We start from the raw sequence: 2,889 nt of genomic DNA, 5'->3' as shown, positions 1-2,889 counted from the left end.
ATCCCCCATCCCCTATCCCCCATCCCCCATCCCCTATCCCCCATCCCCTATCCCCCATCCCCCATCCCCTATCCCCTATCCCCTATCCCCCATTCGTGTTAGAATCAACCCGATAAGAAAAAGCTAAAAGCTAGAAAACCAAACAGGGCATCTAACCTTTAGCTATTCTTGTTCAACGTCACAGTTATCAATGTGTACGAGACATTGGTAACTGTTATTTTTGTTTCTTGAAGCGGGAAACCAATCCTAAACCACCCACTGCCAGAAGTCCGAGGATAGTACCCGGTTCGGGAACGGATTGATGGAAAGAATTTTGCAATTGGAATAGAGCTTCATTGGGGCTACCAGGATTAGATAGGGTATTTTTGACGGTCAACAGTGTCTGGGGGGGGATAGGGTGAAAACCTGTTAGAGGGTCCGCTGAGCCGCTAGTTGAAACTAAGACATTAGGTACCTCAACAAATGTCTCGGTTACAGTCCCGTAGTTGGATGATACGTCTGAATCTAGGTCAACCCCCACAATAGACTTGTTGGAGTTAATGACCTGGATTGTATATGTGAAAGACCCGGAACTAAAATTGGGATCAGGGGAACCCAGAGTCGTGGCATCGTATATGAAATAATAATGACCGCCCATCTCCATCAGCTCAACATCATCCAGCGGATCGGCCACAAAACCGCCAGTTATCGAGCCTTGTTCAAACGTAACTTTTTTGTCCCCGACCTGAAGAGCAGTTCCGCTCGTCCATACCCCCCAAGTTGACATCACGCTGGCGGCATTCGCACTGGTAGCGGTAAGCACCGCGCCGGCGAGAACCCCAATGGCTAGGGAGCCAGAAGCAAAAGTTTTGGTTAATTTGTTGGTTGTCATCATAACTGAATTATCCAGCGTTAATTGTGTGTACTATAGCCATCAAAAGAAGTTAAGCAAGCGTTAAGCTCGCTGATAACTTTTTGTGTGACCTGACATAATTGTAGCGAAACTTTTCAAAAAAAACAGGTGTTTTAGAATAGGGTGAGCGCATCTCAAACGCTATTGACTATTGACTAATTTTGTCATCCGCTTGCTGTGTGGGCATTTCAAGTGATACCAGTCAATTAAAATAGTTAGGAATTCTTAACATTTGGTCGATTTTTGCTTAACAATTGAGATGGCAAATTCTCCTCAAATATGCCTGAATCACCCTCTGGGTAAGCAACTCACATAAATCAAGTTCATTTTGTTAACGATTGTTAAGATGCGCTTCGCTTACCCTGTGTTTTAGAAAACTTTTTTTCGGCAATATTTATCTATTTTTTGTCAAATTTATAGCATTTTTCCCCGAACATAACTACCCAAAAGTTGACAAATATACCCAAGCTTTTTGGTGAAAGTTGGACAAATAAACAGGCTCTATAGCGGTAAGCGCTTGAGTGAGATACAGACCAAGCTTTGCCTAGCATGGTTTATAGCTCGTGACACTGTACCTCATACGACTGCACACCGCTATAAGTAGGTGGGTGGAATTAAATATAAGATGAACGTAGGTTGGGTTGAAGCATGAAACCCAACGCCCGATTATGTTACGCTACCGCTAACCCATCCTACAAATAATTGTGCCTCCCTACTTAGTTCAAAAAAAAATCTCTCAATTCGTTACAAAACTTAATCAAGAGAGGTACAATGTATAAAACTTAACAGTTTTGATCGTTAAAACTGGAGTTCGATGGCAATCAACTCCCTAACGGGGAAAACGGGAGAAAGGCAATTCATCCCTACAGTAACTTCCTTTTGCTCCTACAAAAATGTCACCCCAAAACCCCCGGACAAACTCAGGTTTTAGAAAGACCAAAAATCCCGTTTAATATCTCTATCTAAAGAGGTATGACTAATTTTCCTAAATCATCTATAATTACCAGCGTAGGGCAATGGCAGTATAAAAGTGGACAACTGACTGTCTAAAGTTGGACGATTCTCTCTCGAGAAATTTCTTTAATTAAAACTGGATTAAGTTAAGTAGTCGGACATAAATTCTGTTGTCTATCTTAAGAAATGTAAATTGCCGCAATTCTTACTGACTCCTGACTTGAAAGTGGCAAGTGGCAAGTGGCAAGTGGGGAGAATACACAAAAGCTGTCTCCTGTCTCCTGTCTCCTGTCTCCTGTCTCCTGTCTCCTGACTCCTAGCCCCACCAACAAACTTTTTCAGCAAACCCTACTTAACAGCTTATATACTATGAATACTCTCATCACTATTCGAGAAGCTTCCGATTTACTCGGAGTTAGCATTAAAACCCTCCGGCGCTGGGAACAACAGGGTAAAATTTCCTCAATTCGTACCCGCGGCGGTCATCGCCGATTTCGACTGGAAGAACTCTTACAATCTGGTCAAGCAACCCCATTGATTATTGGCTATGCTCGTGTTAATCGACCTGAACAAAAACCCCAATTAGACACCCAGATAAAAGCGTTAGAAGAATTTTGCCATCAGCAGGGTCAACCCTTTGAAATTCTCACCGATATCGGCGACGGAGTCAGCCACAATCACCCTAATTTTATGCGTCTAGTGAAGATGATTTGTCAGGGTGAGGTGAAATCTCTAGTTTTAACCCATGCGGAAAGTGTGAGTCGCTTTTGTCATGATTTTATTTTGGGTTTGTGCCGTCTCTTCAAAATCCAAGTCATTCTCCTCAATCAAACCCAGGAATCCATTGCAGCTGAGGATTTATTGCTGGACTTCCCCCATACAGAAATACTAAAAAATTAACAAAACCCTTACTGCAGGTCGCTTCTCAGAAAAAATTGAAAAGAGGCTACTGGGTACATTTTTCGCTTGAAAATGGCTGTACCGTTGACTGTATCTGGAGTAGAGCGATTCCGTAGAGTTGGCTGTATAGTGATCGCTAACCT

The 2,889-nt window shown here is 42.7% G+C and carries 2 protein-coding genes; one reads left to right on the top strand and one right to left on the bottom strand.

What is annotated here, in order from left to right; genetic code table 11:
* Positions 1-214: 214 nt before the first annotated feature.
* Entirely contained in the window at positions 215-874 is a 660-nt protein-coding gene (locus IM477_RS08975) for a PEP-CTERM sorting domain-containing protein (RefSeq protein WP_287731426.1), read from the bottom strand.
* Positions 875-2,215: 1,341 nt separating this feature from the next.
* Between IM477_RS08975 and IM477_RS08970 the strand changes: the two genes are divergently transcribed.
* Positions 2,216-2,746 carry an IS607 family transposase gene (locus tag IM477_RS08970; protein WP_287731425.1) on the top strand — a complete coding sequence of 177 codons (531 nt, stop codon included), beginning with the start codon at positions 2,216-2,218 and terminating at the stop codon, positions 2,744-2,746.
* Positions 2,747-2,889: the final 143 nt, after the last annotated feature.

This window comes from Microcystis sp. M090S1 (genome assembly GCF_020246295.1).
Lineage (GTDB): Bacteria > Cyanobacteriota > Cyanobacteriia > Cyanobacteriales > Microcystaceae > Microcystis > Microcystis aeruginosa.
This window is presented reverse-complemented; position numbering and strand designations above follow the sequence as displayed.

Bases quoted from the DNA above. Each gene is read 5' to 3' on its own strand.
- IM477_RS08975 (WP_287731426.1), bottom strand. From the start codon at position 874: ATGATGACAACCAACAAATTAACCAAAACTTTTGCTTCTGGCTCCCTA.
- IM477_RS08970 (WP_287731425.1), top strand. From the start codon at position 2,216: ATGAATACTCTCATCACTATTCGAGAAGCTTCCGATTTACTCGGAGTT.